Raw genomic sequence first — 24,726 nt, 5'->3', positions numbered from 1 at the left:
GCCTGGTCTCGACAGGCTCGACCAACGGATCCCAGAAGGAGAAGAGCAATGACAGATCCGGCACGCGCCAGAAAAATGGCAGACCGCATCAAGGTCATCGTGGCCAAGCGCCTCGAGCGCGGCATCCGCGATCCGCGCCTCGGCTTCGTGACGATCACGGATGTCAAGGTGACCGGCGACCTGCAGCACGCATCGATCTTCTACACGGTTTACGGTTCCGACGAGGAACGTGCCGACAGCGCCCTGGCGTTGAAGGCCGCGACCGGAATGATGCGCAGCGAGGTGGGTAAGAACATCACTGCTCGGCTTACCCCGTCGATCGAGTTCATCGCCGACGGCATCCCCGAGAACGCGAAGCTCATCGAAGACCTGCTGCGCACCGCGCACGAACGCGACACCGAGGTGGGTCAGCTTGCTGAGACCGCCACGTACGCCGGCGACGCCGACCCGTACGCGAAGCCGCGTGACTTCGATGCAGAGGAAGACGACGAAGACGATTTCGACGACGCTGCACCCGGCGCCGTCGCGCCTGAAAACGTCGCGTCTGAAGCCGTCACATCCGACGAGAACGCCGCGAAGTAGTTTCGAGACATCTCGTTTCGAGAAGAGCCGGTGCATCGACCAATGGTCGGTGCACCGGCTTTTTCGTTCACAGCACTGGCCTGGCGACACGACCCCACCTGTCGAAATGGTGAGTGTCGGCGTGGAGCACACTCAGTCAGCGAGAACTGGGCTTGGCTAGACGTCTCGACGTTTGTCGACATGATGAGGGGCTCCCATGGGATTGTTTGACCGCCGACCGATCGTGGTGCAGACCGCGCCGTCCGACCCGCAGCAGATCGTGAAGCAGCAGAACGTCCAGGACGGGCCGCAGCAGATCGTGCCGCCGGCGAGGACACAGTGGACCGACGGTTTCGGGCGCATCGCGACCCGCAGCATCCAGATCATCGCTGTGCTGATTGTCGTGAGCGTGCTCGTCTTCGGAATGACCAGGCTCAGCCTGGTCGTCATCCCGGTTGTGATCGCCTTGATTCTGGCCGCCGCGATCAATCCGTTGATGCGGTGGATGCGTTCTCGAGGGGTGCCCGACATTCTGGCCACCTGGCTGGCCCTGGTCGGGCTCATCACCGTGCTGGGCGGCATCGGCTGGCTGATCGTCAACGCGGTGCGCAACCAGTGGGGGGAGCTGTTCGCGTCGGCGAAAGACGGAATCGCTCAGCTGCAGGATGCGCTGGCCCACCTGCCGTTCGCGCTCAGCGATGAGCAGTTCGCCGGCGCACAAAAGGCGGTCGTCGACTTTCTGACGAGCAGCCAGTTCGGCAGCGGCGCGCTGGCCGGCGTCTCGGCGGCGACGGGCTTCGTCACCGGACTCGTGCTCATGGTCGTCGTACTCTTCTTCTTCCTGAAAGACGGACCACGCATCTGGGAGTTCCTGCTGCGCCCCTTCGAGGGGACCCACTACGCACGGGCCCGTCGTATCGGCGACAAGACGGTGTCGACTCTCGGTGGCTACGTGCGCGGTACGGCGACGGTCGCCGCCGTCGATGCCATCGGAATTGGCCTGGCGCTGGCCATCTTGCAGGTTCCGTTGGCCTTGCCCTTGGCCGTCATCGTCTTTCTCAGCTCGTTCATTCCGCTGGTCGGGGCGACAGTGGCCGGCATTCTGGCCGCCCTCGTCGCCCTCGTGGCGAACGGTCCGGGCGTTGCGCTGATCGTGATCATCGTCGTGGTCGCGGTCAACCAGCTTGAGGGTAACTTCCTTCAGCCGGTGGTGATGGCCCGGTCGCTCAAGCTTCACGCCCTGGTGATTCTGCTCGCCCTGACCATCGGCACGATTGTCGGCGGCATCGTCGGAGCGGTGCTGTCGGTGCCGATCGCGGCGGTTGCGTGGGGGATTGTGACTATTTGGAACGGCCCGAATGAGCCGGCCCGGCCGGCAATGCAGAAACGGCCGGAGTAGCGACCGACTCAGTCGCAACCGCCTCAAACGAGACGAGTCCTGTGGCGATGGTCGCCTCGACCAGGCGCACGGGAATCACCTCGCCGGCGCGCAGGTCACCGGTGCAGCGTGCGGTGACGGCGGGGTCGGTGAGCTGGATCCGACCGCTTCCGCCGTTGCCGGCCGAGATGACGGTGGCGGTGAAAACCTCGCCGATTCGCTGGCTGAGCACCGCGGCTTCAACGGCGTCGATGGCGGCTCGGCCGAGTGCCGATTCTTTCTGGTCCGACGAGGCCATCAGACCAGGCAACTCGGTCAGAGCATCCCGCGCCCACAGCGGCACCGGTTCATCGGCGCAGAGCGCCGCGCAGATCACCAGGGTGAATCTGTCGACAAGACGGCGCAGGGGCGCGGTGACATGCGCGTAGGGCGCGGCAACGGCCGCCTGCATCGTGTTGGCGGGAGCCGCACCGTCGAATGCGGTGTAACCGGCCCCACGAAAAAGAGAGCCCGCCGCGTGCATGATCGCCAACTCGCGCGGTTCAGTGAGGTCAAGCGTGCGCAGATATTCTCCATAGGGCATCTCTTCGGGCCACGGATGCCCGAGTGCCGTGGTCTGCCGCCGAAAGCCCGCCACGGTGGCGGGTTCCGGCGCCGGCATCGTGCGCAGCAATCCAACCCGGGCACCGAGCATCAGCTCGGCGGCGGCCATGCCGGTCATCAAGGAGATCTGTGCGTTCCAATCCTCGATCGGCAGAGGGCTGCGTCGCACGAGACGATAGCCGTCGCCATCCGATTCGATCTCGACGCCCGGGATGTTGAGGCTCGCCCCGCCACGCTGTCGTTCCAGGTCGATGCGCGCGGTTCCGACGGCCTTCAGCAGTCGCAGGGTCTCGACTGGTTTCCCCGCGTCCACCGCGGCTTGGGCCTCTTCGTAACTGAACTGTTGGCGGCTCTGGATTCGGGCACGGACCACGCTCACAGACACGACGTCACCGGAGACATCGAGCAGCAGCTCCCACACGAACGCAGCGCGCACCTGCCCGGCGAGAAGTGAGGCTGCTCCCTCGCTGATCGCCGCGGGATGCAGAGGAATGCGCGCATCGGGAGCATAGATCGTCTGGCCGCGGTGGCGAGCCTCTGCGTCAAGCGCTCCGCCGGGAACAACGAAAGCGGGGACATCCGCGATGGCATAGAACACGCGAAAGCCGTCGCCCTGGGCTTCAATGTGCATGGCCTGGTCGAGGTCGGTCGAACCAGCCGGATCGATCGTCACAAACTGCAGGTGGGTCAGATCGGTCGGGGGGAGCTGCAGCGTCGCGATGGCCTTCTGCGCCTCAGCGTTTGCCGCGTCAGGGAAGCCGCGTTCCAACCCGAACCGCTCGGGCAATGCAGCCAAGGCCAGCGCCAACTCGTCGGTGGCCGTCTTCGCGTGAACATGCAGCACAGATTTCGGCATGGCCTCAGCCTAGAACGCCACTCTTTGCGCCGCTGGGAATGGGGGGCACTCGGAGCGGCGGGCCCGAATTGGGGAGGAGTCGCGGCGGCTGAATGGAGCTGTCAACCGATAGTGTTCCGTCAGGAGTAAGTAATGAGGAGGTTTCTGCTTGGGCGATCTTTTGCCAGCCTCCGAAGGTACTTCGGATCGCACAGGGCTGACGTTCTGGCCAGTGTGCATCATGGCCCTGTTGGTGAGCGTGTATGTGGCAGGTCGGCTGGTGCACGGCGAAGGCTTCGACGTCGTCGTCGACATGTGGCTGGCCAATCTAGCGCTCGGAACAACGGCGGGCGTTGCCCTGATTGCCGGCTGGAGAGCGCGGTCCCGGCGACCGGAACTGCTCTTTGCCGCACTCGCGGTGACGGGCTGGGTCGGCGGTCAGATCTACTATGTTCAGGCCCTGGACGGTGCCGATTCTGTGCCGGTGCCGTCGCCGGCCGATATCGGATTTCTTTCGTTCAGTTTTTTCATGGTCGCCGCGCTGGTCACACTGATCCGGCTCCGGGTGCGTGGACTGACGTGGACGGTGCTGCTTGACAGCATTGTGGGGTCTTTGGGCGCCGCATCCGTTCTGGCTGTCTTCTTCGGCCCGAGGATCAATGAAGCCTTTCAAAACTCGTTCTCGTTGTCGACGGCGATCGAAATCACCTACCCGGTTGTCGACATCGTCGTCATTGCAGCGATCGCAGGAATCGGCGTCGCTGAGGGTCGCAATTCGGGAGTGAACTGGACGCTTCTCGCCAGCGGCCTCATCCTGTTCACCGTTTCAGACGTGATCTACGGGCTGAGCGACTTCGAGTATGTACAGGGCTCGATGGTCGACCTGGGCTGGGCGGTCGGCTTGGCGCTGATCGCCTGGTGGATCACGCGTTCAGTGGATGCCGCACCCAGAATACGATCCGCGGGGTTCGGCACGGCAGCACTGGCCATTCCCATTGCATCGATGATCGCGGCGCTGGCCATCTTGCTCGTGAGCAGCAGTATTCAGATCAGCACGCTGGCGATCGTGCTGGCCGGAGCAACTCTGGCGGTTGCTACGGCACCGCTGGGACTCAGACAACTGTTCCTGCACCGTCAGGCGCGAACCGATGAGCTGACCGGGCTGTCAAACCGCCGTGCCTTCTATGCTGACGTGCCCCTGCGGCTGGCCGATGCGCCCACGCAGCCGAGTGCGCTCCTTCTGCTCGATCTTGACGGTTTCAAGCTGATCAACGACAGCCTCGGCCACGATGTCGGAGACCGGATGCTTGTCGAGGTCGGCCTGCGCCTCAAGCATCAGATGCACCGACGACAGCCGCTCCGGCACCGCGGTCCGCATCGTCATGGTCTGCTGGCCCGTCTCGGCGGCGACGAGTTCGCCGTGCTGCTTCCCGGTGCCAACGCCGACGATGCGGTGAAGGTAGCCGCGGAGCTCCGTGCCGTCATCTCTGAACCGTATTCTCTCGAGGGAATCGATGTGCAGTCCGGTGCCAGCATCGGCGTCGCCATTTTTCCCGAGCACGGCGACAACCTCAACGTTTTGCTCCGCAAGGCTGACCTCGCCATGTACAAGGCGAAAACGGCCCGCACGGGACATCACGTCTTCGGCGCGTCCGACGGCGATCACAGTGATGAACGCCTGCGCACGCTTGAAGAACTCCGGCACGCCCTAGCCTCCAACGAACTCGTGGTGCACTACCAACCCAAAATCAACCTGGACTCGGGCACAGTCACGGGGTTTGAAGCTCTGGTGCGCTGGAATCACCCGTACCGGGGGCTGTTGTTTCCCGATGCCTTCCTGGGCCTCGTCGAAGAAGCGGGCTTGATGCGAGATCTCACGCGAGTCGTGTTGGAGCAGGCGTTGGATCAGACCGTGAAGTGGCACGCTGGGGGCCAACTGTTTTCCGTCGCCGTCAACCTGTCGGCGAGCTCCCTCGTCGACGAGGGCGTTCCCCAACGCATCGCCGACATGGTGGCGTCTCGAGGGTTGCCGACCTCGGCTCTCATACTGGAGATCACCGAGGACTACATCATCAGAAATGTGGCCCAGGCGCGCACGATTCTGACCGAACTGCGGAACCACGGCTTCCGAATCGCCATCGATGATTTCGGCACGGGCTACAGCTCTTTGGCCTACCTCCGCGACCTACCCATCGACGAGCTCAAGCTTGACCGCAGCTTCATCACCCCGATGACTGTGGACAGCAGGGCGGCGGCTCTGGTGTCGTCCACGATCGACCTCGCCCACAGCCTCAATATGGATGTGGTCGCCGAGGGCGTCGAGACCACGGATGCCTATGACGACTTGGTCCTATTCGGTTGCGACCAGGGGCAGGGTTATTACATGTCGCGGCCGATCCCCGCTGACGAGATCGCCGGGTGGCTAGAGAATCGGTCGGTTCTCAGCCCCCAGTGACTCCCGCACCCTGCGACCCGAGGCTTCCGACAATTGAGGAATCGCGAGAGGTGCCGCACAGCGGTCAGGCCGACTGCGAATCAGTCCGGAAGCACGTAGCCGCCGGTCGGGCCCGGGGCCGCGACGGCGAGCCCATCGGCGAGCAGTCCGGCCAGTGCGCGGTCGCGCTGGGCGGCATCCGGCCAGAGCGTCTCGATCTCCGAAGCGGTGACCGGGCGGTGCGTCGACCGGAGTTCGGCCATGATCAGGCCGCGCACCTGCCGGTCGCTGCCTTCGTACTTCTTCTGCACGGCCTTCTTCGGCCCGTCGTAAACCGGGTGGCCGGACGCCCGCCAGGCGCAGGCGTCCTTGATCGGGCACACGTCGCAGCGCGGGCTCTTGGCCGTGCAGACGATGGCGCCGAGTTCCATGATCGCCGCATTGAACGCGGCGGCCTCACTTCGATCGTCGGGAAGCAGAGCACTCATCGCCTCCAGGTCACGTCCGCGGCTCGGCGGCGCGGGCTCGCCCTGGCCGGCGACGGCGCGGGCGATCACCCGGCGGGTGTTGGTGTCGACGACCGGATGCCGGTGACCATAGGCGAACGCGGCCACCGCTCGCGCGGTGTAGTCGCCGATCCCGGTGAGAGCGAGCAGTTCGTCGACGTCGTCGGGCACCTCGCCACCGTGGCGTTCCGTGATCTGCACCGCCGCAGCATGCAGCCAAAGCGCGCGGCGCGGGTACCCGAGCGAGGCCCAGGCCCGCACCGCCTCGCTGGCCGGAACGGCGGCGAGAGCGGCGGGAGTCGGCCAGCGGGTCAGCCACTCCTCGAGCCGCGGAATCACCCGGGCGACAGGCGTCTGTTGCAGCATGAACTCGCTGACAAGGGTGCCCCAGGCGGTGAAGCCGTCGCGCCGCCAGGGCAGATCCCGAGCGTTCTCGTGAAACCACGCGGTGATCGATGGGGCGAGATCGGGCCGGGGGAGTGTTTCGTTCATCCCCTCTAACCTAAGCTCGATTCATGAAGCTAGTCGCCACGCCTCGGATCGAGTTCCTGCGCTCGCTGACCACCGAGATTCTGCACAACTATGGGCGTGGCAGACAGATCGTCGCGGTCGGCGGGAATGAGGCGTCGGGGCGCACGGCCTTCGCCGATGATCTGGCCGCCGTCTTCGACGAGCGGGAGCATCCGGTCTTTCGAGCGTCGCTGCGCTACTTTCAGCGCTCACGTGCCGCGCAGGATGCCTTCGGCCCTCCATCGGCGGAACGCCACTATCGGCACGCCTACGACTATCAAACGCTGCGGCGCGCGCTGATCGACCCGTTCCGGATGGGCGTCGCGACCGGTTTCGTGACGGCCCAGTGGGATCCGGACCGGGACACCTGGATCGAGCCGACCTGGTTGACGGCTCCCGTCGACGCAGTGCTGATCATCGACGGCGAGTTCATCAACAGGCGTGAGCTGCACGGTCTCTGGGCGTACAGCATCCGTATCGACAGTGAGCCGGAAAACGAAGCAGACCGCCTCTACCTCGAGGAGGCGAACCCCCGCGGAGTCGTCTCGGCCTTGATCGACAACTCGGATCCCCTGCTGCCGCGGAGGCTGTTTCTCGATAGCTGTTAGCCGGTCAGCGCCGTAGCGCGCCGTACCGGTTCAGCACCGCGGCCGGCGTCAGAAAGTTCCCCGACTCCTCGACCTCATGCACGAGCGCCGTGAGCAACTCGTTCACCGGGGTCGGCACGCCGGCGATGCGCCCCTCCCGCACGACAGCACCGTTCAAGAAATCGATCTCGGTCAACTGACCGCGAGTGACGCTCTGCAGCGTGGAGCCGAGGTTCGGGACCGACCCCATCCGCCGACGCATCTGAAGCGGAAGGATCTGCCCGAGCGCAAGCGGCAGATGCCGGAACGCGCGCAGCTGGGCATCCCCGAGGGCCTGGAACGCGCCGAATCGCACCCCGCGGCCCACCCCGACCTGTACGGCCTCGCGCATGCTCTCGGTCATCACGCGGCGAAGCTGCGCATCGTCGACGACGGCCTGCACGCTCAGTCCGGTGATGGCCGGGAGGGCGTTGAGCATGTTCACGACGAGCTTGGTCCACTGGGCGCCGACGAAGTCAGGCTGGGCAACAGTTGGCACGGCCTCGTTCAGTACTGCCTGCCACCGACGGGTAGCAGCATCGACCGGGCCGGAGCCGCGGCCGAGATACGTCGGTGCCGCCGTGGTGACCCGCACGCGGCCGGGTTCGGTGTAGTTCGCGGCGATGATCGAGAGAGCTCCGAAGCACTCGGAATGAGGGAGCAGTCGCCCGGCGGTCTTCACCCCGTCGAGGCCGTTCTGCACGACGATGACGGCCCCACCGTCGATGAAAGCGGCGTTGTCGGCGATCGCCGCCTCGGCATCCTGCGCCTTCGTGCAGACCAGCGTCAACTCGGGCGACTCAGCCAGCCGTTCGAGCGCGGTCGGCCGGGCGTGAACCGTGCCGAAACCACCGCTCAGCCGGATGCCGTCGGCCTGAATCGCCGCCAGCCCAGCGCCGCGCGCGGTGACCGTCACGTCATGCCCGGCCTGAGTGAGCAAAGCGGTAAAGGTTCCGCCCAGGGCACCGGCTCCGATGACTGCGATTCGCATGGCTCCAGCCTAGATCCCGGACTCCGCTTGGCCAGACAGCTCCGGTCGGTGCCGCTACGCCCCCGAGGACACGAGGTCGGCGTGGACCGCAGACTCCACGGGCTGAGCCGCCAGCCGAGCGTTCGCCCTGGCGGCGCGCTTCGACGGAAGCGCGAGGGCGATCAGAGCGGTCAGCCCGAGCACACCGGCGCCGACCATGATCGCCGGGATGGCGGCGTTCACGTAGCCCGTCGGAGTGAGCTGGCCACCGGCCCCGGTGAAGACTGCGGTCAACACGGCCACACCGAGCGCGACGCCGATTTCCCGAAGCGTGGAGTTCGTGCCAGACGCCTTCGCATGATCGGCCGGGGCCATGTTGGCGAGTACCGCGGTGGAACTCGGTGCGAAGACAAAACCCATTCCGACGCCGGCGAGTAAGAACGCCGGAACCATCTCGCCGTAGGCAACGGTCGGGGACATCGTCGATGCAAGCCAGAACATCGCCACCGCCAAGAAGACAAGGCCGACCACGATCGGCAGTCGTGTTCCCGTGCGCGGGCTGAGCAGGCCAGTGAGGGGAGCGACGATCATCGGGGCGAGAGTCCACGGCATCGTCATCAGGCCGGCCTCAAGCGGGGTGTGCCCCTGCACGATCTGCAGGAACTGAATCAGGATGAACACCGCGCCGAAGATGCCGAAGCTGAACCCGAGACCGACAAGGTTGGTGACGGTGAAGCTGCGGTCGCGAAACAACCGAAGGGGAAGCAGCGGTGCTGCTGCCTTCGTCTCCCAGAGAACGAAGAGCACGAGAAGAATCACGCCGCCGCCCAGGGTGCCGATCACTTCCGCGCTGTCCCAGCCGGCGTCATTGCCGCGCACGATTCCGTAGACGAGACCGAATACACCGAGGCCCGCCAGAACAAGACCGATCACGTCGGCGCGCAGTTTGGCGCCGAAACTATTGGGCAGCGCAAGCAGTACCAGAGGGACCGAGATGATTCCGACCGGAACGTTGAGCCAGAAGATCGCCTGCCAGTTCCAGCCCTCGATCACTGCGCCGCCGATCAGCGGGCCGAGGGCCACACCGAGACCAGAGATGCCACCCCAGATCCCGATCGCAGCCGGCCGAAGCTTGGCGCTGACCGAACCGACCAGCAGGGTGAGCGAGAGAGGCATGAGCGCCGCGGCGCCGACGCCTTGCAGCGCCCGTGAGGCAATGAGCATCCAGGTTTCGTGGCTCAGCGCCGCGAGTATCGAGGCGGCAGTGAAGACGGTGATGCCCACCAAGAAGACGGTGCGGCGGCCGAATCGGTCGCCGAGGGCGACGGCCATCAGCATGAATGTGGCAAAACTGAGCGAGTAGGCGTTGATGACCCACTGCAGCTCTTCGATGGATGCGGAGAGGTCGCGACTGATCACCGGCAGCGCGCCGGTGACGACCAGGTTGTCGAGTGTCGCCATGAACATCGGCAGCGACGCGGCGATGATCGCGAGCCAGACGGGAACGCGGCGGGCGGAGGTGGAAGCCACGGGAAGGCCTTTCGGTGGTAATTGAATGATTACAAAGAGACACGTTAGTAATCGACTGATAACATGTCAAGTGTGAGTGAGACGATAACCGAGCGAATTCCGGCCGCTCTGCGCCGGGAGCAAATCCTTGCCGCCGCCAGCCGTGTGTTCGGAGAACGCGGCTACGCCGGCGCGACGACCGACCAGATCGCCCGCGCGGCCGGCATCTCCCAGCCCTATGTCGTGCGGATGTTCGGCACCAAGGAGAACCTGTTCCTCGAGGTGCTCGAGCGCGCCCAGATCAAGCTGGCCTTCGCCTTCCGAGCGGCGATCGCCGACTTTCCGCCCGTTGATGGCGTGCCGCCCGAGGGGCTGAGTGCGCGGCTTGGCGCCGCCTATGTCGACCTGATCGAAGATCGCGGCATCCTGCTCTCACTCATGCAGGGCTTCATCAGCGGACATGACCCGGTCATCGGACCGCGCGCCCGGGAGGGGTTTCTCGCCACCTATCGGATTCTGCGTGACGAAGCCGGGTTCGCGCCGGACTACGTGCGGGTCTTTCTGGCCGACGGCATGCTGATGAACACTCTGCTCGCGCTGCAGATGCCCGACGCGATCGACGATGATCCGGCGACCAGGGAGATCTTGGCCTGCGCCTTCCAAAGCAAACTTGATTTGGTGATCGACGTCACCGCAGCACAGAAAGAAGATGCATGAGCGCCATCGCAAGCGGCCTGGTCCTGATCGACAAAACCCAGGGCTGGACCAGCCACGACGCCGTCGCCCGCACCCGCCGCCTCGCCGGCACGCGCAAGGTCGGCCACGCCGGAACGCTCGACCCGATGGCAACAGGACTACTCATCCTGGGTATCAACAGCTCGACGCGCCTGCTCACCTTCGTGGTCGGCCTCGACAAGGAATACCTCGCCACCATCCGCCTCGGGGCGTCGACGACGACCGATGACGCCGAGGGCGAGATTCTCGTTTCTGCGGCCCCCGGCAGCGTGGCGGCGATTGAAGCGGATGCCGTGACAGCCGGCATCGCCGCCCTGACCGGGGCCATCGAGCAGGCACCGAGTTCGGTCAGCGCGATCAAGGTCGACGGCAAACGCGCCTATGCTCGTGTGCGCGCCGGTGAAGATGTGCAGTTGCCGAAACGCCCGGTCACCGTCAGCGAGTTCGAACTGCTCTCCAGCACCAAGACCGACGGCTACCTCGACCTCGAGGTGCGTGTCGTGTGTTCCTCCGGCACCTACATTCGTGCCCTCGCCCGCGACCTCGGGGAGGCGCTCGGGGTCGGTGGTCACCTCACGAGCCTGCGCCGCACGCGCATCGGCCCGTTCGGCATCGACGCCGCCCAGACGCTCGAAGAGCTCGACATCCCCTCGGTGCTGATCGGCCCGACCGATGCGGCGACCCTGCTCTTTCCGCGCCTGGACCTGTCGCCCGAACAGGCCGTCGATCTCGGTCACGGCAAGCGCATCGACCTGACCGGCACCTCCGTCAGTGAGATCGCGGCGGATTCCCCGATCGCGGCGGTCGCGCCGGGCGGTCGACTCGTCGGTCTGGTCACGCGCCGGGGGAGTCAGGGAAAGACGCTGGTGAATTTCCCGCCGGATGAGCCCGACGAGCCGGACGAGCCGGCCGGCGCGACGGACACCGCGGCATCCACCCCGGACCTCGCCTCATGATCGAGTGGTTCACCTATCTGCAACTGACGGTGGCGGTGCTCGGAGGCGTGCTCTGCCTCGTGCTCGGCCTCCTGGGACGCAAGCCGAACGACCTCACTCTGGGTGCAGTCGCCCTGGTCGAACTCCTGCTCATCGTGCAACTTGTCGTCGCCCTGATCGCGCCGGCGGTCGGCAATCAACCGACCGGCAGCCTGCTCGAGTTCTACACCTACCTGATCAGTGCGCTGCTGCTTCCGCTGGCCGCCGGGTTCTGGGCGTTGATCGAGCGCAGCCGCTGGAGCACCGTCATCCTGGGGGTGGTCTGCCTCTCTGTGGGAGTGATGGTCTACCGAATGCTGCAGATCTGGACGGCGACGGCCGCCTGAGGCGCCACGACCCGCCTCCGGATGCTGCGATAATTGCCAAGCCATGATCGAAGAACAAACCCAGGCCAACCGCCGCCCTGAAGCCGGAGCCCCCCACCGCGTGACCGGAGTCGGACGACTCCTCATCGCCGTCTACGGCGTGCTGGCGCTCGCCGCGACCGGCCGTTCCTTCGTGCAGATCGTCGCGAAGTTCGAGGAGGCCCCGCTGGCCTACTCGCTGTCGGCGCTCGCCGCAGTGGTCTACATCGTCGCGACCATCGCCTTGATCGCGCGTGGAAAAGTCTGGTATCGCATCGCTTGGGCGACGATCACCTTCGAACTGCTCGGCGTTCTGACGATCGGAACCCTGAGCCTGATCGATCCCGCACTCTTCCCGCACGACACGGTGTGGTCGGTGTACGGCCGAGGCTATCTCTTCATTCCCCTCGTGCTCCCGATTCTTGGCATGTGGTGGCTTGCACGTCACCGCCCGGCGTCTCAAGCCGACGGCACGGCGTCGGCGGCCGACACCATCGCACCGGCGTCAGGAGAAGCTTCGTGAAGACTCTGAACGGGGTCGGCGCCGTTCCGTCGGATTGGCCTGCCTCCGCGGTCAGTATCGGCAAGTTCGATGGAGTGCATGCCGGGCACCGAGCGGTCATCGCCGAGCTCGAATCGCTGGCGAAGCGCGACGGCCTCGCGGCCGTCGTCGTGACGTTCGACCGGCATCCGCTCGCTCTGCTCTCCCCGTCTGACTGCCCGACCGCGCTCGTCAGTCTCGATCAGAAGCTCGAGCTGCTGGCCGAAACGGGAATCGACGCGACACTCGTACTCGAGTTCAACGAAGCCTTGTCGTCGTTGCCGCCCGAAGAATTCATTCGCGGCATCTTGGTCACCGCACTGCACGCGAAGCATGTGCTCGTGGGCCGTGACTTTCGCTACGGTGCCCGCGGCGCCGGCGACGTCGCCCTCTTGCAGCGCATCGGCGCGACCCATGGCTTCGAGGTGCACGTCATCGACGATGTGATGCCCGACAACCGGCACCGGGTCTCGTCGACCTGGATTCGTGAGCTGCTCTCTGACGGAGATATCTCGGCCGCGTCCGCACTCCTCGGCCATGTGCCGTCGGTGCGCGGGGTCGTCGTGCACGGAGCGGCCCGCGGCCGGGAACTGGGCTACCCGACGGCCAACCTCTCGCCCGAGTCAGAGGGACTGATCCCTGCTGACGGCGTGTACGCCGGTTGGCTGACGGATGCCGGCACGCGGTACCCCGCGGCGATCTCGGTGGGCAACAACCCCACGTTCGAAGGTGTCCCGCAAAAGCAGGTCGAGGCGTATGTGCTCGATGAGGACATCGACCTCTACGGTCACGTCGTCACGGTGTCGTTCGTCGAGCGGATCAGAGGAATGGTTGCATTCACCGGAATCGGTCCGCTGATCGAACAGATCGCAGACGATGTCTCGCAGGTGCGCGGGCTCCTGAAATAGGTCGGCGGCCGAGGGTATCGAGACCGGCTCGCGGGATCTCGACAAGCTCGATCACCGGACTAGTCGACCGGCAGTCCGCCTCGTCCGTAGATGAACGGCACGAGTTGCTCGGCAGTGCCGAGCAACTCACGACCGTGACCGACGCGCCACAGCGCATCCGTCGCCACCAGGGTGCGGGTGCGCAGAACCGCTTTGATCTCGGTCGGGGCGATCAGGCTGCCCCGAATCGCGACCGCGCCGGAAGCCGAGGGGGCAATGGGCAGGGTGATCCCGAGCGGGCGGGCAATGTCATATCCGTGCACAACGGCCTCGGTCAGCTCGCCCACGCCGGTGCGCCCGTGGTCGGCAGTCTTCTGGGCAGCGATGGCGCGGATGCTGGCCACCAGGTCCGCCGGAGACGCTGCGGCCGCCGCGCGGCTGAGCACGTCGATCGCCCGATTCGGGTTCACGAAGTGACCGAAGTAGGCGCGTGATCCGGAGGTGATCAGTTCACGGTTGCTGCTGCCGATGCGCCAGACCAGATGGCCGGCGACATCCCGAACCCGCCACTGGCCGCACAGACTCTGGACCTCCCATTGCTCGGGAGTCAGGGCGTCGAGCAGATCGGCCGTCGCGAGCAGGGTCGCGGCGATATGCCCGCCCCAACGGGAGTTGGCGCCGGTTTCATCGACGCTGGGGCGCATGCTGAGCGGAAGGTGTTTGGCGAAGTCGGCCATACACTCAGCCTAGACTTGCCGAATGACCGATCCCGCCCCCCGTCGACTCTGGGCGGGCCGGACGCTCGCTCTGCTCGGCATCATTCTCGTTGCCGCGAACCTGCGCACCGCCGTCACCGCGCTGTCGCCGATTGTCACTCAGATCAGTGTGGACCTACCGCTGAACGCCGTGACGATCGGCGTGCTCGGAATGCTGCCTCCGGTGTGTTTCGCGGTGTTCGGCATTTTCACCCCCGTGCTCACCCGGCGCATCGGCCTGGAGCGCGTGCTGCTTCTGGCGCTCGGCGCCATCATGGTCGGCAGCCTGGTGCGCGGGCTCTCGCCCTCCGTTCTGGTGCTTCTGCTCGGTAGCGTGATCACGTTTGCCGGTCTCGGCGCCGGCAACGTGCTTCTGCCGCCGCTCGTGAAGAAGTACTTCCCCGACCGCATCGGGCTGGTCACCTCGATTTACGCAACGATGCTGTCGGTGAGCACGCTCGTGCCGCCGCTCATCGCCGTTCCCGTTGCCGACTCGGCGGGGTGGCGCACCTCGCTCGGCATGTGGGCGATCCTCTCCCTGCTGGCCATGGTGCCGTGGGTGGCCATGCTGGTGCGGCACCGCACCACTCTGCAGCCGACGCCGGTCATTGAAGAGGCGGATCCCGCACTGCTCAGCAAGATCTGGGGATCGTCGATCGCCTGGGCCATCACGATCGTTTTCGCGGTGTCGGCGATCAACGCGTACGCCATGTTCGCCTGGCTGCCGCAATTGCTGATTCAGACCGCCGGCGTGAGCGTCGCGGAGGCCGGCACACTGCTCTCGCTCTACGCCGCGGTCGGTGTTCCCACCGCGATTTTCATTCCGGTGCTCGCCGCCCGGATGAGGAATGTTGCGCTTCTGGTCTACCTCGGTGTGATTTGCTTCTTCGTCGGCTACGGCGGGCTGATCCTGTTCCCCATGTCGGGCACCTGGTTCTGGGTGGTCATCGCTGGAATCGGCCCGCTGATGTTCCCGCTGGCGCTGGTGCTGATCAACCTGCGCACCCGCACCCATGCCGGATCCGTCGCCCTGAGTGGTTTCATCCAAAGTGTCGGCTACGTGCTCGGCGCGTTCGGTCCGCTCGTGTTCGGTCTACTTCACGATCTGACCGACGGATGGCTCTGGCCGCTGCTGTTCTTGCTGGCGACGGCACTCGCCGCGATTGTTGCCGGCACGGTCATCGGCCGGCCGCACCTGCTCGAGGACGACCTCGCGCGGCGGCATCGCTAGGAAGCGCTCCGCAGCACGAGGAAGCGCTCGGCGCGACTACGCCACCATTGAGGCTCGGTGGATCAGAGCCGCTGCTCCGATGAGCGGTCCCTCGCCCGAGAGCGACGAGTGGGTGATGCGCACCCGTCGTGCATACTCGAATGCCGTGCGCTCGGCGATGGCGATGCGGGCGGCGTCGAACAGCGCGGGGGAGACGTGGGAGAAGCCACCGCCGATCGCGACGAGGTCAAGATCGACCAAGTTGGTGGCCGAAGCGATCGCATGGCCGATTGCCTCACCGCTCCGCTGAACCGCGCGCACGGCAATCGGGTCTCCGACGGCGTGAGCGGCGGCGAGTTCCTCGCCCGTTGACCCGGTCCAGCCCTGCCGGCGTGCCCAGGCCACCGTCTTCGGGCCAGAAGCGATGGCTTCCAGGCAGCCGCGACCGCCACAGGCGCAGGCGTCGTCGAATCCGCCGACCTCAACATGGCCGATGTGTCCTGCGTTGCCGCTCGGGCCGGTGATCGTTCGCCCGTCGAGGATGAGGCCGCCGCCGACACCGGTCGAGACAATCATTCCCATGAGGTTCTGAACACCCTGGCCCGCTCCGACCCAGTGCTCGGCGAGAGTGATGCAGAGCCCATCGAGACGCAACCTCACCGGCGCTTGGGGAACGAGCGAGCTCACGAGATCGGCGAGTGGGAAGTCGCGCCAGACCGGAACGTTCAACGGCGAGATGGCACCGGATGCGACAGTGATCGGGCCGGCGGAACCGATCCCGACTCCCACCAGCGACGCGCCGGCCGGCAGGGAAGATGCAGCCTGCGTGACAACGGCAGTGACGCTCGCCTCGAGTTCTGCGCTCGACGCGGTCGAACCGGTCAGAGCCCGAAAGCGGCTCGGTGTGAACAAGGTGCCCTGTTCGTCGATGAGAGCGGCTTCGACCTTCGTGCCGCCGAAGTCCAAGCCGAGGGCGAAAGCTGCGTGTGTGGGTGCGGGGAGCATTGTCAGATTCTATTGGTCGGTTTCTCTGGCACATCGACGCGACGGTTGTGAGGCCAACAACTGTTGTGATCTCGATCCCCATCCTGCTCTTAAGAGCAAGGTTGCCAACGAGTGTTGAATTGCGCAGCGCGCCGACCTACCCTGGACGAGGGCCATACGCTTCACCGGCCCAACAGAGACAGACCGAGAACGCTACGAAAGGAGTGCGCTGAGTGATCGACACCGACGAGCTGCTTTCGATTCGCGCCGCCGAGCTGTACTACGAAGAGAATAAGACCCAAGACGAAATCGGGTCGATCCTGCGTCTGACCCGTTGGAAGGTCGGGCGCCTGCTCGCCCAAGCGAAGGCGAGCGGATTCATCCGCATCGAAATCGTGCATCCGCGTGCCCGGCGCCTTCCGCTGGAGCGACGCTTGCGCGACGCCATGGGGTTGAAGGCCGCCATCGTCGTCTCGTCAGCCGGTGTCTCAAGTGATGAAGAGCTGCAGTCGCGCACCGCGCAGGCCGCTGCCGATTACCTCACCAGCCTGCGTCCCATCCCGCGCACCCTTGGCCTGAGCTGGGGCCGCACCCTGCACGACGTCTCGCTGCACCTCAAGCAGGGCTGGGCTCCGGGGGTGAACGTCGTACAGATCAATGGCGGCGTCAGCCTCAGCAAGCGCACCGGAACTGCGGCGACCACCGCTGTGATGATCGCCGAGAAGGCCTCGGGGTCGGCAACACTCTTGCCCAGCCCCGCCATCCTCGAACGGCTCGAAACCAAACGCGCGATCGAATCCGACCGGGCGGTCGCCGCCGTGCTGGGCCTCGGAATCGGGGCGTCGGCGTATCTGTACAGCGCCGGCCAAGCGGATGCGAGCTCCGCGCTGGTCGACAGCGGCTACCTGACGGCGGCCCAAATCGACGACCTCGTGCAGCGGGGCGCCGTCGGTGACATCGTCGGGCGCTACATCGACAGCAACGGCTCCATCGTTGACCCGGAACTCGACGACCGCACTCTCGGAATCTCCCTCACCCATCTGCGTCGTGCCCCACTCGCCATCGCCGTCATCTCCGGTCGTCAGAAGCACGCCATTGCGCGCGCCGTCGTGACGAGCGGCCTCTGCACCGTGCTCGTCACCGATGAGGCAACCGCCCTCGCGGTGCTCGGCGACACCACCGGCAGCAGCGATCCCCAATCCTCGTAGTTACGACCAACTCGATCCACGACCGACCCGAACCAAGGACACGTCATGACCAGTACCCAACTCGCCACCCGGGAACGCACCCTCGCGGTGCTCGGCGGTGAAGCCACCGACGCCAATTTGCGACGCTACCTGCACGGCATCCCCGGAATCGACGCCGTCGGTCTCGAACAGCGGGCTGCATCGCTCGGCACCCGCTCGATCAAGACCACCTCCAAAAAGTGGGCGATCGACACCATCATTTCGCTGATCGACCTCACCACCCTGGAGGGTGCGGATACGCCCGGCAAGGTGCGTTCGCTGGTCGCCAAGGCGATGAACCCCGACCCGAGCGACCCAACAACGCCCCGGGTCGCCGCCGTTTGCGTCTACGGTGACATGGTTCCCGACGCGGTTGCCGCGCTCGGGGCCGCTCACTCGAATGGCACCGATTCGGGCATCAACGTTGCCGCCGTCGCTACGGCCTTCCCGAGCGGGCGCGCCTCGCTCGCGGTCAAGCTGTCGGACACCTCCGACGCCGTCGCCGCCGGCGCAGACGAGATCGACATGGTCATCGACCGTGGCGCATTCCTCTCCGGCCGCTACGGCCAGGTGTTCGACGAGATCGTGGCCGTTCGAGAAGCCTGCAAGCGCGCCGACGGAAGCTTCGCGCACCTCAAGGTGATCCTCGAGACCGGCGAACTCAACACCTACGACAACGTTCGCCGTGCCTCCTGGCTGGCGATTCTGGCCGGAGGAGACTTCATCAAGACCTCGACCGGCAAGGTCGCTCCCGCGGCCACGCTGCCGGTCACCCTGTCGATGCTCGAGGTCGTGCGCGACTGGCACCGCCTGACCGGCGAGAAGATCGGCGTCAAGCCGGCCGGCGGCATCCGCACCTCGAAAGACGCGATCAAGTACCTCGTGACCGTCGCCGAGACGGTGGGGGAGGACTGGCTGCAGCCGCACCTGTTCCGCTTCGGTGCGTCGAGCCTGCTCAACGACGTGCTGTTACAGCGTCAGAAGATGACGACCGGCCACTACTCCGGCCCCGACTACGTGACGATTGACTGATCTCGACAAGCTCGATCACCGATAGCCCGAACATGACTATTTCGAATACTGAAGGGTTACCCCTCATGAACTTTCTTGACTACGCTCCGGCGCCGGAGTCGCAGGCGATCCTGAACCTGCGAAGCGACTACGGCCTCTTCATCAACGGCGACTTCGTCGCCGGCCGCGGCACCCCGTTTTCCACGATCAACCCGGCCACCGAAAACCAGATCGCCATGATCGCCCACGCCAACGAAGCGGATGTCGACGCCGCGGTCGCCGCCGCGCGTCGCGCCTACGACACGGTCTGGTCTCGCCTCTCGGGCAGCGACCGTGGAAAGTACCTCTTCCGCATCGCCCGACTGGTGCAGGAACGCGCCCGCGAGCTTGCCGTCGCCGAGAGCCTCGACAACGGCAAGCCCATCAAAGAGAGCCGCGACGTCGACGTTCCCCTCGTCGCTGCCTGGTTCTTCTACTACGCCGGCTGGGCCGACAAACTCGATCACGCCGGTGCCGGCCCGAATCCGTCGGCCCTCGGCGTCGCAGCTCAGGTCATCCCGTGGAACTTCCCGTTGCTCATGCTGGCGTGGAAGATCGCCCCGGCCCTCGCCGCCGGCAACACGGTCGTGCTGAAGCCGGCCGAGACGACGTCACTGACCGCGCTGCTTTTCGCTGAGATTCTGCAGCAGGCCGACCTGCCCGCCGGTGTGGTGAACATCATCACCGGCGCCGGAGACACCGGCTCACTCCTGGTCAATCACCCGGATGTCAACAAGGTCGCGTTCACCGGTTCCACCAACGTCGGACGGGCCATCGCCCGCTCGGTCGCCGGAACCGACAAGAAGGTCACGCTGGAGCTCGGCGGCAAGGCGGCGAACATCGTCTTCGACGACGCGCCGATCGACCAGGCCATCGAGGGAATCGTCAACGGAATCTTCTTCAACCAGGGTCAGGTCTGCTGCGCCGGCAGTCGCCTGCTGGTGCAGGAATCGATTCACGACGACGTCGTCGACCGGCTCAAGCAGCGGCTGTCGACATTGCGCCTCGGCGATCCGCTCGACAAGAACACCGACATCGGCGCGATCAACAGCGCGGCGCAGTTGGATCGCATCCGCACGCTGTCCTACATCGGCGAGCAGGAAGGCGCCGAACGCTGGACTGCCGAGTGCGTGATCCCCGAGAACGGCTTCTGGTTCGCGCCGACCATCTTCACCAACGTGTCGACGAGCCACCGCATCGCCCGTGACGAGATCTTCGGCCCGGTGCTCTCCGTGCTGAGCTTCCGCACCCCGGCCGAAGCGATCGCCAAGGCCAACAACACGCCATACGGGCTGTCCGCCGGTATCTGGAGTGACAAGGGCAGCCGCATCCTCGCCGTGGCTGACAAGCTGCGTGCCGGTGTGATTTGGGCCAACACCTTCAACCGGTTCGACCCGGCCAGCCCGTTCGGTGGCTACAAGGAGTCGGGCTACGGCCGCGAAGGCGGGCGTCACGGCCTCGCCGCGTACCTCAAGCCGGCGAACAGTCGGCCGTCGGTGGTCCAGCATGTCGAACCCCGCGCGGCGGTAACGGCTGCCGCGTCGGCCGAGCTGGCCGCGCCCGTCGAAACCCCTGCTGCACCGAAGCCTGCCTCACGAAAGAAGGCCGCCAAATGACCCGCCTCGCCGTTCCCAAGACCTACAAGCTCTACATCGGCGGAAAGTTTCCGCGCAGTGAATCCGGGCGCGTCTACGAGATCCGCTCGAGTTCCGGGGAGTTCCTCGCCAACGCCGCGCAGGCATCCCGCAAAGATGCCAGGGATGCCGTCGTGGTCGCCCGCGGATCGCTCAGCGGCTGGGCCGGCGCGACGCCGTACAACCGCGGCCAGGTGCTCTACCGCATCGCGGAGTTGCTTGAGGGGCGTCGCGTGCAGTTCGTCGACGAGATCATGCAGTCGGAGGGTGTGACGAAAGCTGTCGCATCCGCTCAGGTCGACGAAGCGATCGACCGCTGGGTCTGGTACGCCGGCTGGGCCGACAAGTACGTGCAGGTTGCCGGAAACATGAACCCGGTCTCCGGCCCGTTCTTCAACATCTCGGTTCCGGAGCCCACCGGCATCGTCGCGATCGTCGCGCCGCAGTCCGGCGGCTCGCTGCTCGGGATCGTCAGCGCGATCGCTCCGGCGCTCGTCGCCGGCAACACCGTCGTGGTCATCGCCAACCAGTCGGCGCCGCTGTCGGCGATCAGCCTCTCGGAGGTGCTCGCCACGAGTGACGTGCCGGGCGGTGTCGTCAACATCCTCACCGGGTCGCCCGCCGAGATCGCGCCGTGGCTGGCCAGCCACGCCGACGTCAATGCGCTCGATCTGCTCGGTGCCGGATCGCTCGACTGGGTCGACCTGCAGATCGCTGCCGCCGACACCCTCAAGCGCGTCCTTCCTCCCGAGAACGGCGAGGATGCCGCGACGCCGTCGCTTGATCGCATCCTGGCGTTCACCGAAACGAAGACGGTCTGGCACACGAAGGCGTTGATCTAGCCACCTGCATCACCCCCCCCCGCGAGAGCGGTTGAATGGCCGCTTCCCCGCACGGGAAGCGGCCATTTTGCCGCTCTCGCGTGCGTTCGCCCAAACCGTCGACGGATGCGCGTGCCCACATTGGGGGCGCGGTTGAAAGGTAACAAAACGGTAACGGCTCGGGTAGTGTTGCTGCACGTCCACCGCACTGTCGCGGCGGCGGGAAGGGATCACCGCGGTGGGACGACCGTCGAGACGACGACTTCTTTCGGTGCTCATGGCCTGCGGCACCACTGCGGTTCTCGCAGCAACCCTGATTCTCGGCGCCGCTCCTGGGCAGGTCTACGCGACCGACGTCTTCGGCGCACTGCGCACACCCGGCGACGGAGCATTCATCGCCGGTCACCGCGGGGACAGGTCGGTGGCGCCGGAGAACACCATGCCCGCCTTCGAGTTCGCCTTCGCGAGCGACATGGATTTCGTCGAAACCGATGTACAGCTCACCAGCGACCACGTTCCGGTGCTGTTTCACGATGTGACCCTCGAGCGTACGACGAACGGCCGGGGAACAGTGGCCGAGAAGACACTCGCGGAAATCACCAAGCTTGACGCCGGTCGCTGGTATGCCCACGAATATGCCGGAACCCGCATCCCGACACTCGAACAGTTCTTCACGCGGCTCGTTGACACTGACAAGAAAGCGCTCGTCGAACTGAAATTCAGTTGGAGCGATGACGACCTGCGCACCGTGATCGACCTGATCGGGCAGCACGGTCTGAGCTCCCGCGTTGTGTTGCAGAGTTTCAGTATCGAGACGATGTTGAACCTGCAGAGAGTCTCGCCGCAGTATCCGCGCATCATGCTCGTTCGCGAGCTGCCGGCGAATCCGGTGCCGATGGCCGAGCGATTCGGAGTGATCGCCCTCGCCACCACGGCGAAGGCGGTGGCTGCGCAGCCGGATGCCGTGACGCGGCTGCACGAGGCCGGGTTCGGGTTGATCTGCTACACGCTCAACACCGAAGACACCTGGGCGGAGGTGCGTCAACTCGGTGTCGACGGAATCATCACCGATACACCGAGTGACCTGGATTCCTGGTTGGCCGCCACCGGTGACGCAACCTGAGAACCTGTCGGAACTCTAGCCAGCGCGTCACGCCTGGAGGCATGATTGATCGGGGAGGGCAAAATGTCAGCGACAGTTGTGTTCATGGGCGACGGCCTGATCGCGGGCGGGCGTTGGGACGAATGGCTGCCCGGCTATGAAGTGACGAACCTCGGAATCAGCGGCGCAACCAGTGACGATGTGCTGAGTCACATCGACCTGCTCGTCGAACAGAATTCCGATGCGGTGGTGCTCGGCATCGGCACGAATGACCTCGGCTGGCGTCGCTCCGACGAGCATGTGGTGCGGAACGTCGAGACGATTCTCGTGACGATTCGGCGGCGACTGCCCGAGACGCGCATTCTGATTCAATCGGTGTTGCCGCGGGAACGCGAGTTCGCGGAGGTGATCAAGTCGGTCAACCGTCACCTCTGGCAGTTCGCACCGACCACGCACGCTCAGTATCTCGACTTATGGCCGGCGCTCGCCGCGGAAGACGGCGAACTCAACCCGGCCTACACCGAAGATCGACTGCACCTCACGAATGAAGGCTACGAGGCGTGGCTGGCCGAGCTGATTCCCGGCCTCGAGACTCTCTTCGAGATTCCACCGTCGAGTTCGGCGATTCCGGTGCAGCACGCCTGACCGCTTCGTCGCACAATCGGGCTCATCCGACCGTCCGCACCGTTTCGGCTAACCCCTGTACACCGACTTGGACGCCGTGACTCGACCCTGGCGTGGGGAATCCCCGACGGCGTGCACCATCTCGCACGCCCAGCGGGATTCCCCACGCCCAAGCGGTGGAGCCCGCTAGCGCGCAGCGATCACCCGGCGGTAGAACTCGATGCCGGCCAGAAACGTCGACACCCGGATGCGCTCGTTCACCGCATGCAGGGTGCCCCGCTCGTCACCGCTCATCTGAAACGGGCTGAACCGGTAGACGAAATTGCTCACCCGGGTGAAGTGGCGGCTGTCGCTCGCCCCGAGCATCACGTAGGGGGTCACGATCGTGCCGGGGTAGGTCGCTTCGATGCTTGCGACGACGAGGTCCCACGCCGGGCCCGTGGTCGGCGACACGGCCGAGGGCTCGTTCGGATGCTCCGCTTCGATGAGGACAAGAGGGTCGCGGATGGCCCGGCGCACGTGTCGAAGCATGGCGGCGACGCTCGACCCCTGGGCGATCCGCACGTTGACCACCGCGCGAGCCTGCTCAGGCAGGGCATTCGCGGCTTGCGCGCCCGACAGCTGGGTGACGGCGGCGGTGGTGCGTACCATCGCGCTCGTCTCGTCGCCGAGCCGCCCGAGCAACGCGGCAAGCGGCAGCGTGAACGCTCGGGCCCGTTCGAAGACGAATCGCAGCGGTTGACTGGAATGAGCGCCGAGCGTCTCAATCATTTCGTAGTTCGTCGCGGTCAGCTGGGCCGGAAAAGGCCGAGCGTTCAGACGCGTGATCGCGCGAGCCAAACGCACCGTCGCCGTCATCCGCGGGGGTGTCGAGGCGTGGCCGCCCCGCTGATTGACCGTCAGCGTGACGCTCGTAATGCCCTTCTCGCTCACCCCGACCACAGCGATCGGTTTACTCACGCCGGGGAAGATGTTCTCGACCACCGCGCCACCCTCGTCGATGACGAGGGCCGGGCGGATGTCGCGGCTCGCCAGCAGATCGACGATCGCCGAGGCGCCGGCGCCGGTGGTCTCTTCGTTGTGACCGAAGCTGAGATAGATGTCGTGCGCAGGCCGGAATCCCGCGACAACCTGCGCTTCGACGGCCTCAAGGATTGCGACGAGCGCACCCTTGTCGTCGAGTGTGCCGCGGCCCCAGATCGATTGGCTCGCTCCCGAGCCCACGAGGGTGGCGTCGAACGGCGGATGCGACCAGCCGTCAGGGGTGGCGGGCACCACGTCATAGTGGGCCATCAGGACTGTCGGGTCGCCGGTCGCCGCGCCCGGCCAGCGGTAGAGCAGCGAGTGCCCGGCCACGATCTCGCGACTGAGCACAGCGTGCATGGCCGGATAGAGCACAGGGAGCGCCTCGATGAAGCGATCGAACTCGGCCCACATCGTCTCAGCTTCGTCGAGTCGCGACATCGTCGGGATGCGGATGAGTTCCTGCAGCCGCGGCACAGCGGGGTCGACCAGGCTCGAGTCAGCGACCCCGGTCGCCGCGAGATCACTCACCGGTTGTTGTTGAGTTCGAAGACACGCAGGAGTTCGGCGATGGCGTCGTCACGTTCCTGGCCGCCGGCATCGAACATGTGGCTGACGTGCGTCTGCAGGTGGTTCTCCACCAGCAGCTTGTTGAGCGAGCCCAGCGACTTCTGGATGGCCAGCGACTGGGTGATGATGTCGACGCAGTAGTCCTCGTTCTCGATCATCTTCTCGAGGCCTCGCATCTGGCCTTCCATGATGCGGGTGCGGTGCAGCGCGCGTCGCTTGATGTCTTCGATCATGGCTCAAGCGTACTGCCAGGGATTGATACCCCTCAAGGGTATTCGAGTCTTGCTCAGCTT

General features: G+C 65.6%; 24 protein-coding genes. 16 read left to right on the top strand and 8 right to left on the bottom strand.

Annotation, left to right across the window (positions count from 1 at the left end; genetic code table 11):
- The first annotated feature begins 48 nt into the window (after positions 1-48).
- On the top strand, positions 49-582 hold the full coding sequence (rbfA, locus tag AC1DCF_RS03460) for a 30S ribosome-binding factor RbfA (RefSeq protein ID WP_477209785.1): 534 nt from the start codon (positions 49-51) through the stop codon (positions 580-582).
- A gap of 196 nt (positions 583-778) precedes the next feature.
- Complete coding sequence (locus AC1DCF_RS03455) at positions 779-1,960, top strand: AI-2E family transporter (RefSeq protein ID WP_477209784.1); 1,182 nt, start codon at positions 779-781, stop codon at positions 1,958-1,960.
- Here AC1DCF_RS03455 and AC1DCF_RS03450 read toward each other — a convergent pair.
- A complete protein-coding gene (locus tag AC1DCF_RS03450; RefSeq protein WP_477209783.1) occupies positions 1,902-3,398 on the bottom strand; it encodes an RNB domain-containing ribonuclease in 1,497 nt (498 codons plus the stop codon). The two genes, AC1DCF_RS03455 and AC1DCF_RS03450, sit on opposite strands and share 59 nt — an antisense overlap.
- A gap of 220 nt (positions 3,399-3,618) precedes the next feature.
- Here AC1DCF_RS03450 and AC1DCF_RS03445 point away from each other — a divergent pair, with 220 nt between their 5' ends.
- Positions 3,619-5,832 carry a putative bifunctional diguanylate cyclase/phosphodiesterase gene (locus AC1DCF_RS03445; RefSeq protein ID WP_477209782.1) on the top strand — a complete coding sequence of 738 codons (2,214 nt, stop codon included), beginning with the start codon at positions 3,619-3,621 and terminating at the stop codon, positions 5,830-5,832.
- An 80-nt stretch (positions 5,833-5,912) separates the two neighbouring features.
- Here the strand turns inward: AC1DCF_RS03445 and AC1DCF_RS03440 are convergent, their stop codons facing one another.
- The gene (locus AC1DCF_RS03440) at positions 5,913-6,809 is read right to left on the bottom strand and encodes an HhH-GPD family protein (protein ID WP_477209781.1); all 897 of its coding nucleotides are present in this window, start codon (positions 6,807-6,809) and stop codon (positions 5,913-5,915) included.
- Between the two features lie 23 nt (positions 6,810-6,832).
- Between AC1DCF_RS03440 and AC1DCF_RS03435 the strand changes: the two genes are divergently transcribed.
- Entirely contained in the window at positions 6,833-7,435 is a 603-nt protein-coding gene (locus AC1DCF_RS03435; RefSeq protein ID WP_477209780.1) for a nucleoside/nucleotide kinase family protein, read from the top strand.
- Positions 7,436-7,439: 4 nt separating this feature from the next.
- Here AC1DCF_RS03435 and AC1DCF_RS03430 read toward each other — a convergent pair whose 3' ends face one another.
- Complete coding sequence (locus tag AC1DCF_RS03430) at positions 7,440-8,444, bottom strand: ketopantoate reductase family protein (RefSeq protein WP_477209779.1); 1,005 nt, start codon at positions 8,442-8,444, stop codon at positions 7,440-7,442.
- 54 nt (positions 8,445-8,498) lie between these two features.
- Entirely contained in the window at positions 8,499-9,953 is a 1,455-nt protein-coding gene (locus tag AC1DCF_RS03425) for a DHA2 family efflux MFS transporter permease subunit (RefSeq protein ID WP_477209778.1), read from the bottom strand.
- A gap of 72 nt (positions 9,954-10,025) precedes the next feature.
- Between AC1DCF_RS03425 and AC1DCF_RS03420 the strand changes: the two genes are divergently transcribed.
- The 5 genes from AC1DCF_RS03420 to AC1DCF_RS03400 are packed head-to-tail and all read left to right on the top strand — an operon-like array spanning position 10,026 to position 13,455.
- The gene (locus AC1DCF_RS03420) at positions 10,026-10,649 is read left to right on the top strand and encodes a TetR/AcrR family transcriptional regulator (protein WP_477209777.1); all 624 of its coding nucleotides are present in this window, start codon (positions 10,026-10,028) and stop codon (positions 10,647-10,649) included.
- A complete protein-coding gene (gene truB, locus AC1DCF_RS03415; RefSeq protein ID WP_477209776.1) occupies positions 10,646-11,623 on the top strand; it encodes a tRNA pseudouridine(55) synthase TruB in 978 nt (325 codons plus the stop codon). The genes AC1DCF_RS03420 and truB overlap by 4 nt, the downstream gene beginning before the upstream one ends.
- Positions 11,620-11,988: a hypothetical protein gene (locus AC1DCF_RS03410; protein ID WP_441791166.1), complete on the top strand. Its 369-nt coding sequence runs from the start codon at positions 11,620-11,622 to the stop codon at positions 11,986-11,988. Before truB ends, AC1DCF_RS03410 begins: the two co-directional genes overlap by 4 nt.
- A gap of 43 nt (positions 11,989-12,031) precedes the next feature.
- Positions 12,032-12,529 (top strand): hypothetical protein, encoded by a 498-nt coding sequence (locus tag AC1DCF_RS03405; RefSeq protein ID WP_477209775.1) that lies wholly within the window; start codon positions 12,032-12,034, stop codon positions 12,527-12,529.
- Entirely contained in the window at positions 12,526-13,455 is a 930-nt protein-coding gene (locus AC1DCF_RS03400) for a bifunctional riboflavin kinase/FAD synthetase (protein ID WP_477209774.1), read from the top strand. The genes AC1DCF_RS03405 and AC1DCF_RS03400 overlap by 4 nt, the downstream gene beginning before the upstream one ends.
- Positions 13,456-13,514: 59 nt before the next feature.
- On the opposite strand, the gene AC1DCF_RS03395 is transcribed toward AC1DCF_RS03400, so the two are convergent.
- Entirely contained in the window at positions 13,515-14,171 is a 657-nt protein-coding gene (locus AC1DCF_RS03395; protein WP_477209773.1) for a maleylpyruvate isomerase family mycothiol-dependent enzyme, read from the bottom strand.
- A 22-nt stretch (positions 14,172-14,193) separates the two neighbouring features.
- On the opposite strand from AC1DCF_RS03395, the gene AC1DCF_RS03390 reads away from it, so the two are divergent.
- Complete coding sequence (locus tag AC1DCF_RS03390; RefSeq protein ID WP_477209772.1) at positions 14,194-15,420, top strand: MFS transporter; 1,227 nt, start codon at positions 14,194-14,196, stop codon at positions 15,418-15,420.
- 36 nt (positions 15,421-15,456) lie between these two features.
- Here the strand turns inward: AC1DCF_RS03390 and AC1DCF_RS03385 are convergent, their stop codons facing one another.
- The gene (locus tag AC1DCF_RS03385; protein ID WP_477209771.1) at positions 15,457-16,404 is read right to left on the bottom strand and encodes an ROK family protein; all 948 of its coding nucleotides are present in this window, start codon (positions 16,402-16,404) and stop codon (positions 15,457-15,459) included.
- A gap of 212 nt (positions 16,405-16,616) precedes the next feature.
- Here AC1DCF_RS03385 and AC1DCF_RS03380 point away from each other — a divergent pair, with 212 nt between their 5' ends.
- The 6 genes from AC1DCF_RS03380 to AC1DCF_RS03355 all read left to right on the top strand — a co-directional run bounded on the left by AC1DCF_RS03380 (position 16,617) and on the right by AC1DCF_RS03355 (position 22,861).
- The gene (locus AC1DCF_RS03380) at positions 16,617-17,591 is read left to right on the top strand and encodes a sugar-binding transcriptional regulator (protein ID WP_477209770.1); all 975 of its coding nucleotides are present in this window, start codon (positions 16,617-16,619) and stop codon (positions 17,589-17,591) included.
- A 45-nt stretch (positions 17,592-17,636) separates the two neighbouring features.
- Positions 17,637-18,641, top strand: a complete 1,005-nt coding sequence (deoC, locus tag AC1DCF_RS03375; protein ID WP_441791159.1) for a deoxyribose-phosphate aldolase — start codon at positions 17,637-17,639, stop codon at positions 18,639-18,641.
- Between the two features lie 65 nt (positions 18,642-18,706).
- Entirely contained in the window at positions 18,707-20,275 is a 1,569-nt protein-coding gene (locus AC1DCF_RS03370) for an aldehyde dehydrogenase family protein (RefSeq protein ID WP_477209769.1), read from the top strand.
- A complete protein-coding gene (locus AC1DCF_RS03365) occupies positions 20,272-21,135 on the top strand; it encodes an aldehyde dehydrogenase family protein (protein ID WP_441791157.1) in 864 nt (287 codons plus the stop codon). The genes AC1DCF_RS03370 and AC1DCF_RS03365 overlap by 4 nt, the downstream gene beginning before the upstream one ends.
- Before the next feature lie 217 nt (positions 21,136-21,352).
- A complete protein-coding gene (locus AC1DCF_RS03360; RefSeq protein WP_477209768.1) occupies positions 21,353-22,237 on the top strand; it encodes a glycerophosphodiester phosphodiesterase in 885 nt (294 codons plus the stop codon).
- A gap of 63 nt (positions 22,238-22,300) precedes the next feature.
- Complete coding sequence (locus tag AC1DCF_RS03355) at positions 22,301-22,861, top strand: GDSL-type esterase/lipase family protein (protein ID WP_477209767.1); 561 nt, start codon at positions 22,301-22,303, stop codon at positions 22,859-22,861.
- Between the two features lie 165 nt (positions 22,862-23,026).
- Here AC1DCF_RS03355 and AC1DCF_RS03350 read toward each other — a convergent pair whose 3' ends face one another.
- Positions 23,027-24,394: a M20/M25/M40 family metallo-hydrolase gene (locus tag AC1DCF_RS03350; RefSeq protein WP_477209766.1), complete on the bottom strand. Its 1,368-nt coding sequence runs from the start codon at positions 24,392-24,394 to the stop codon at positions 23,027-23,029.
- Complete coding sequence (locus AC1DCF_RS03345; RefSeq protein ID WP_441791153.1) at positions 24,391-24,666, bottom strand: metal-sensitive transcriptional regulator; 276 nt, start codon at positions 24,664-24,666, stop codon at positions 24,391-24,393. Before AC1DCF_RS03345 ends, AC1DCF_RS03350 begins: the two co-directional genes overlap by 4 nt.
- Positions 24,667-24,726 lie beyond the last annotated feature (60 nt).

The organism is Leifsonia sp. 10L418, assembly GCF_056395445.1.
Note: the sequence above shows the minus strand (reverse complement) of the source record. Positions and strands in the feature narration are given on the sequence as shown.